Annotated in this window: 5 protein-coding genes; 1 reads left to right on the top strand and 4 read right to left on the bottom strand. The window is 75.2% G+C overall.

The window, feature by feature from the left end; genetic code table 11:
• From B9S61_RS05355 to B9S61_RS05340, 4 genes are all read right to left on the bottom strand, one after another.
• Positions 1-1,073: CDC27 family protein (locus B9S61_RS05355; protein WP_146064717.1), on the bottom strand; the 1,073-nt coding region annotated here is incomplete at its 3' end.
• Entirely contained in the window at positions 1,070-2,335 is a 1,266-nt protein-coding gene (locus tag B9S61_RS05350) for a tetratricopeptide repeat protein (RefSeq protein ID WP_181007256.1), read from the bottom strand. The genes B9S61_RS05355 and B9S61_RS05350, both read right to left, overlap by 4 nt.
• Before the next feature lie 772 nt (positions 2,336-3,107).
• On the bottom strand, positions 3,108-4,448 hold the full coding sequence (locus B9S61_RS05345; protein ID WP_103541154.1) for a polysialyltransferase family glycosyltransferase: 1,341 nt from the start codon (positions 4,446-4,448) through the stop codon (positions 3,108-3,110).
• Complete coding sequence (locus B9S61_RS05340; RefSeq protein ID WP_103541153.1) at positions 4,448-5,443, bottom strand: glycosyltransferase family 2 protein; 996 nt, start codon at positions 5,441-5,443, stop codon at positions 4,448-4,450. The genes B9S61_RS05345 and B9S61_RS05340 overlap by 1 nt, the downstream gene beginning before the upstream one ends.
• Before the next feature lie 198 nt (positions 5,444-5,641).
• On the opposite strand from B9S61_RS05340, the gene B9S61_RS05335 reads away from it, so the two are divergent.
• Positions 5,642-6,991, top strand: a complete 1,350-nt coding sequence (locus tag B9S61_RS05335) for a DUF6716 putative glycosyltransferase (protein WP_103541152.1) — start codon at positions 5,642-5,644, stop codon at positions 6,989-6,991.
• The last annotated feature ends 139 nt before the right edge of the window (positions 6,992-7,130 follow it).

The raw sequence follows: 7,130 nt of genomic DNA, 5'->3' as shown, positions 1-7,130 counted from the left end.
GCGTCCCGGCCGCACACCCACGCCAGCCGGGCGAGCTGCGCGAAGGCGCGCGGCGCCGTGTCGGGTGACGCCGCCGCCAGCAGCAGCCGGGCCTCCGCCTCCTCGTAGCGTGACAGCGCCATCAGGCAGAGGCCCAGCGTCTCCTGGCAGCGCGGCGCGTCCAGCCGGTCGCCGACCACCGGGGCGAGCACGTCCACGGCCTCGTCGTAACGGCCCTGCCGGCGGTACACGTCGGCGACCGTACGGGCGAGACCGAGCGAGGGACGCGCCCGCAGCAGTGGCGGCGCGAGGTGGGCCAGCAGGTCGGGGTGCCTGTCGCCGGGCAGGGCGCAGTACGCGGCCCGGAACTCCTCGTCGTCCAGCTCGAAACGCCGCCGCGCCTCGGCGGCCGGAGCGTACCCGGGCTCGTCGGACGGGCCGGGGAACCGCAGCACGGCGACCCGCGCGGGCACCGGCATGTCGTCGTACAGCCGGCGGGCGGGGAAGTCGTACCGCGCGTCCACCGGAGTCAGGACCCCCGCGAGCGCCGCGCCCCAGTCGCCGTCGAACCCGCCGTCGCCGTCGTCGTCGAGCCGGGCCGCCACGGTGTCGTCCACATCGGCCCGCTGCACCACCAGCAGTCCGTCCGGCCGGACCGTACGCCGCTCACCGCCCTGTCCGCCCGGACGCACCCGCGATACGGCGCCCACCCCGTGCCGCATCCGCAGCAGCTCACCGATGTCCCCCAGCACGACCGTCGTGGGGGAGAGGGCGACGACGGTGTCGTAACCCTCCAGCCGGAACACGTCCCGGCGGCTGGACGAGCGGCGGGTGACCAGGCGCGGGTGCAGCCCCCGCAGGGCGTCGAACGAGGCGTCCGGCAGCCCCGGGTGCAGCACCACGAAGTCCTCGCACACGCCCGGGTTGGTGAGCGCCAGACTGCGCAGCAGGGTGGCCACAGCGGGCAGTTCCCCGGCGCCGCTGCGGACGGCGAAGGCGATCCGGCGCCTGCCGGTGACGGCGCTCCGGTCGTCGGCGGAGGCGGTGCTCCGGTCGTCGGCGGCGGCGGAGGCTGGGGCGGAGGGGCGGGTCATCGCAGGGCGATCCTCATCTTGCCGGCGTCGACGTGCGTCGCGCGGTCCATGACCCACTCGGCCTCCGCGGGCCGCAGCCGGCCGGGCTTGTCGAAGCCGATCAGGTCCAGGCGGGGGCTGACATCCAGGAAGTCAAGGAGCCGCAGCACGGTGAACGCGGTACCGGCCCCCGCGCCCGAGCCGGAGGCGGCCCCCTCGCCCAGCAGCGCCGGATCGCTCAGGGGCCGCCGCAGCGAGGCGTCACCGACCTGGTCCTGCGCCCCGGCGACGAGCCGCTCACGGGTCGCGCGGCGCCAGGCCCCGGCCGGGTCGCCGAACACCAGCCGGATCCCGGCCGGCCGGGACCACGGGGGCCCCTCCCACGGTGTGTCGCCGCGCAGCGAGACGGCGTGCAGTCCGGTACGCCGACCGGTGCCCTCCGCGCTGAGGCCGAACGCGTCACAGCGCACCACCAGGTCGTAGCCGTCGATCTCCGCGCCCAGCGTGCTCCCGGCGACCTCCGCGGCGTTCGAGACCAGGCACACCGTCCGCCCCGCGACCAGCGCCCGCAGACCGCCGACCCCGATCGGCACGCTCCCGCCCAGCATCGGATCGGACAGCGCGGACCGCTCGACGAGCCGCCGGTAGGTGCCGTACAGGTCCAGCAGGCGCCGTACGGCGGGATCACCCATGCCGTGCTCGGCCACCCGCGCCCGGACCTCGGCGGCGAACTCCTCGGCCGCGGTGCCGGTGTTCCGGGCGGTCAGGCCCCTCAGCGCGGGGCCGGACCCCGGGAAGAGCGCGGCGGCCTCCTCCAGGCACTCCCGCCGGCGCCGCAGTGTGCCGATCCGGCGGGCGACCGCCTCCGCCGTGTCACCGCCCTGCTGCAGCGCGAGACAGCGGCCGTAGCACTCCAGAGCCTCCGCGTCCCGCCCGAGCCGGTCCAGCGCCAGACCACGCAGCCGCCAGGCACCCTTGGACCGCTGCCGGAGCTCGGTCGCCGTCTCCGCGATGCCCAGGGCCAGCGCCGGCCCGTCCTCACCGCCGGCCTCGAGGGCGCGCTCGCCGACCTGCAGCAGGGCGTCGAAGGGGTCCGCCGACGGGGCGCCGAGGGCGGCGGCGAGCACACCGACGGCCCGGGTGAGGCGGACGTCGGGGGGAGCGGCCCGGTCGTCCCGGGCCGCCAGGTACTCACCGCACACGCGCATGCCCCGGGCGTACAGCGCGGGCCTGGCGGCCTCCTTCTGCCGTGCCTTGAGCATCCCCGCCAGGGGGTTCGTCATCGTTTCACCGTCCTGAGGTCGCCAGGCCGAATGTGCCCCAGTGGGGCGGTCCACCGGTGGCGTCCGGGTGGACGAGGGGTGAACACTCCCCTGCCGGCAGTCGGCCGGGCGTCCGGGTGCTCGTACTCAGGCCTCGCTGAGTGCCGGTACCCACCCGGGCGGGGCCCGGCTGAGCAGCACAGCCCTACCGTGCGCGGCCACCGCCCGGCAGGGGCGACCCAGTACACGGGACCCCGTCCACGGGACCCCGTCCACGGACCCCGTCCACGGGACCCCGTCCACGGACCCCGTACCCCCTACACCGAGCCCAGCGCGCCCCAGCCCCCGGGCTGCCGGCCCTGACGGCCCGCCCGTGTGGCGGGCCGGGCGTAGCCGCTGTTGCACCGTCGCCTCCGAGCGCCGGCTTCCGCACCGCCGGCCGGGTGCCCCTACCCCCGCACCGCCGGCCGGACGTCCCGGTCTCCCGTTGCCGGCCCCGCACAACGGCTCCGTGTGGCCGGCCCCGTGCGGTCCGACCCGTGTGGCCGCCCCTGCGCAGCCGCCCCGTGTCGCCGGCCCGGTCGAGCACTGCGTCCGGGGCCCGCCGTACGGGCTCCGGCGCGGACGCGGGTGCGGGCTCACGCGTTCCCGTGGTCCGCAGGACGTGTGCAGCGGCACCGTCGGCCGGTCCCGGGGTCCGGGCCGACGGCGCCCTCCTCCGCCGTGCGGCCGGCACGCACCGTACTCCCGCGTCCGGCACCGCCACGGCGCGTCCCCGACCGCACGACCGGCCCTACCCCCGCACCGCCTTCCCCAGCGCCCGGGCCCGCCGTGCCATCCGGCGTGCGGTGGCGTTGCGGGGGAGGAACGCCAGCCGTCCCGGGATGCCGCCGGGCAGCCCCAGCGAGGTGAGCCGTTTGCGCCTGAACCAGCGCTGGGCGCGTGGGCCGAAGTTCCGGGCGAGGTAGCGCTCGGCGGCCGGGCGCAGGGACGGGTGGACCTGCGGCTGCATGGTGAACCCGAGTGCGGTCACGAGGTCGTTCAGCTCGTCCGCCGGAAGCGGGGCCGGGCCGTCGTCACCGCCCTCCAGGCCGGGCAGCAGCACGTCCGCGAGGACGGCCGGGACCCGGTGGCCGTGCTGGTAGGGCGTCAGCCGTTCCAGGAGCCGTCCGGTGCCGACGCGGGCGACCGGCAGGCCGTAGCACGCGGACGCCGTGAACAGCGCGGTCGAGGAGCAGCCGACGACCAGCGCGGGCCGGGACGTCTCGAACAGCACCTCGGCGGGCACCGGGGTGTCCAGGACGGTGAGACCCACCCCGAGCCGCTCCGCCTCGGCCCGCAGGGCACGGCCGTGCCGGACCTCGGAGCCGGGGTGCGGCGCGAACACGGCGGTGCGGTGGCCGCGTCCGGCCGCTCCCCGCAGCATCCGCACGTGCAGCTCGTCCTCTTCCCCTCCCTCCGCACGGTGGACGCCGAGCGGGGACAGGCTCTGCCCCACCAGCAGCGCCGCGTTGTCCGGCAGCGCGGGCAACGCGGGCCCGGACGCCGCCAGTTCACGGACCGCCCTCCTGTAGGCGTCCGTCGGCACCACCCGCGCAGGGACCCCGAACTCGGTCAGCAGCATGGGTGCCAGGCCCGGCACCAGGTCCAGATGGAGCACCTGCCGTACCCGCGTGCCGATCAGCGGATCGAGCTTGCCGCGCGTGGGCCCGTAGACCGCCGGCCCGCCCGCGTGGACGTGGAGCGGGGCTCCGGTGAACACCTGGGCCACCGCCAGGGTCCACGGCGCGTCCGGGGACTCCAGCACGAGCTCCACACGGTCCCCGCCGAGCCCCCACAGCAGCCGCAGGTGGCGTTCCAGGAGCGGAACGTCGTCGGCACGGGGCGTCCAGCCCGCCGGGTGGAAGGGGCGGACGGCGTCGTTCCAGGACAGCACCCTGTCGAAACGGGCGGGCGGGGAAGCCGCCACCGGTGTCCCGCCCGGCGCCGGCGCGGCCTCCGGGACGGCGGAGACGTCGCAGAGCAGCAGCAGCCGGCGCCCGGCCGCCGCGAAGCAGCCGGACTCGATCGCCGCCACCAGGGTGGCGACGCCGTGCGGCGTGGAGGCGCAGAAGATCTGAGTGGTGGCCGGCATCAGGCGGCGTCCTTTCCCGTTCCGGCCCGGCGGCCCGGGCGCCGCAGCCGCCGCAGCCGGGCGGACCGGCGCAGGTCCATGGTGTCCAGTACGTCGTCGAGCACGTCCTGCGGCATCCGCCGGAGGGCCGCCGCGCTCATCGTCCGCAGCTTCCGGGCCACGGCCGGTGCGAACTTGTCCCGCTCGGCGAGGTGGTGGGCGATGACCGCGCAGTACGTCCGTACCGCCTTGGGCAGCAGCAGGCCGGCGTCCCGGTCCGCCGACGTCTCCCCGAGGATCTGGTCGAAGGCGCGGATGAAGTCGAGCTGGCGGGCATCGCCGATCCGGCTGAGGGAGGAGGACACCCCGCGCCGGTAGAACACGCCCAGCAGATCGGTCACGGCGAACGACTCCGCCTCGCGGTGCAGCCGCCAGGCCCACGGCCGGTCCTCGGCCGTGCGCAGGCCCTCGTCGAAGTGCAGCAGTCCCCGTTCCAGCAGCCGCCGGCGGTAGATGCCGGCCCAGACGTACACGTAGTCCACGGAGGTCGTCCGGTCCGCCGGCAGGATCGCGTCCCGGGGGTTCAGCACCTCGCCCCGGAGGCCGACCGGCACCCGGCGTACGGACCGGGCGCGGCCGGTGACCTGCACCTGGTCGGTGCGCACGAAGTCGCAGCCCAGTTCCTCGGCGTCCGCCACCAGACGGGCCAGATGGCCCGGGGCCAGCCAGTCCCCGCCGTCCAGGAAGACCAGGAACTCGCCCCGCGCCGCGTCCAGTCCGGTGTTGCGCGCGGCGGACACCCCGCGATTTCCGTCATGGCGGAAGTGGCGGACCCGGGCGACGGCCGAGAGGTCCTCGGCCGCGCGCTCGAGAATGTCCTGGGTCCCGTCCAGGGAATGGTCGTCGACAAGAAGGAACTCGAAGTCCGGCCGGGCGTTCAGGCGAAGACTTCTGAGGGTGTCCGGCGCGTGCGGCCGGACGTTGTGGAAGGGGACGATCACGGAAAGCTTGGGCACCCGGAAAACCTTAGGAGCCCGCCCGGATCGGCAACTTTCCGGTGATCGTACGGGCGGTGAACTCCACATGTCGGTACGGTGTATCAGGTCTACGTGCCGTGAATTCGGGGGCCGGTTCGGCTTTCGGTGGGGTGTTGTTAACTTTTCGTTGATTCACGGTTGGGCCGCACCTAGATTTCGCTTCCTAACGTCTTGGGTGTGCCAGCAAGTGCAATGAAGCCCCTGAGAGTGGCGGTCCTCGCGGATTCCGACACCCGCTGGAAATGGGGCGCCCTCACCGCGAACCGCGTCGCTCCGCGGGAAGTCCGCCTGGACGGATATCTCCTGCGGGGCCGCGCCACGCCCACCGCCCGCCAGCTCGGCGAGGTCGGCGTCCGCGCGGACTCCCTCCGGGAGGTCACCGCGGTCGAGTTCCTGCGCGCGATGGGTGAGGAGTCCTACGACATCCTCGTGCTCGCCCTGGTCGGCGGCGGCGTGCAGGCGATGCTGCACGGGCTGAACCGGGCCTGGGAGGACCGCCCCGGCCGGCCGGTCGTCGTCACCGGATACGTCGGTGTCGTCTACGAGAAGCTCGCCGACGGCCTGCTGCTGCGCCACGGCGCCGACCTGGTGCTCGCCAACTCCCGCCAGGACGCGGACCGTTTCCGCGCGGTGTACGAGGGGGTGGGCGCCGGCGCCGACGCGGTGACCGAGGTCGCGCTGCCCTTCCTGGGCGGGGCCCCCTACTCCGGCGGGAACGACCCGTCTGCGAAGCAAGGGCGCAGGCCCTACACCGTCGTGTTCGCCGCCCAGCCGTCCGTCCCGGACAGCCGCAGGGACCGTACGTACCTGCTGAACCGGCTGGTGGAGCACGCCCGTCGGCACCCCGAACGCGAGGTGCTGCTGAAGCTGCGCTCCAAGCCCGGCGAACACACCACGCACCTCGAGGAACTGCCCTACCAGAAACTGGTCCAGCGCCTCGACCCGCCCGCCAACTTCCGCCTGGTCTACGGGCACATGGGCGAGGTCCTCGACCGTACCGACCTGCTCGTCACCGTCAGCTCCACGGCCGCCCTGGAATCGCTGCACCGCCGTATCCCCACCGTGGTCCTCACCGACCTCGGCATCCGGGAGGCGCTCGGCAACCACCACTTCGTCGGCTCCGGCTGCCTCGCCTCCTGGGACCAGCTCGACGCCGGCCACCTCCCGCGGCCGGACGGGGAGTGGGTGGCCCGGCAGGGCGTCGCCACCGGCACCACCCCCTCCGGGGCGGGCACGTACGAGACGGCCTTCGACACCGCCCGGGAACGCATCGGCGACCTGCTCGCCCGCCCCGGCGGACTTCCGCCGCTGAGCCCGTACTACACACCCGTCACCGCGCCCGGCTATCTGCCCGGCATCCTCGCCCGGCACCACCTCGGCCCGGACGGCACCCCGCTGCCCGGCGCGCCCGCCGCCGACAGGGAGCCCGGACCGGTCCGGCAGATCGTGCGCCGGGCGGCGCGCGGTGCCTACCGGCACGGCGTGCAGCGCGTGGCCCCCGTGATCCGCCGAATGGGCGAGCTGTGAGCACCCAGGCCGCCGACCCGAACTCCGCTCGAGGAGCTGATCCCATGTCCAACCCGCCGGCGGTACGCCGGGTGCTCGCCGTGATCCCCGCCCGCGGCGGCTCCAAGGGCGTGCCCGCGAAGAACCTCGCCCCCGTCGG

Origin of the sequence: Streptomyces sp. SM1, assembly GCF_002910825.1 — a bacterium.
Classification (GTDB): domain Bacteria; phylum Actinomycetota; class Actinomycetes; order Streptomycetales; family Streptomycetaceae; genus Streptomyces; species Streptomyces okerensis.
The sequence above is the reverse complement of the archived record's forward strand: the minus strand, read 5'-3'. Positions and strand labels throughout refer to the sequence as shown.

Bases quoted from the DNA above. Each gene is read 5' to 3' on its own strand.
- B9S61_RS05350 (WP_181007256.1), bottom strand. From the start codon at position 2,335: ATGACGAACCCCCTGGCGGGGATGCTCAAGGCACGGCAGAAGGAGGCC.
- B9S61_RS05345 (WP_103541154.1), bottom strand. From the start codon at position 4,448: ATGCCGGCCACCACTCAGATCTTCTGCGCCTCCACGCCGCACGGCGTC.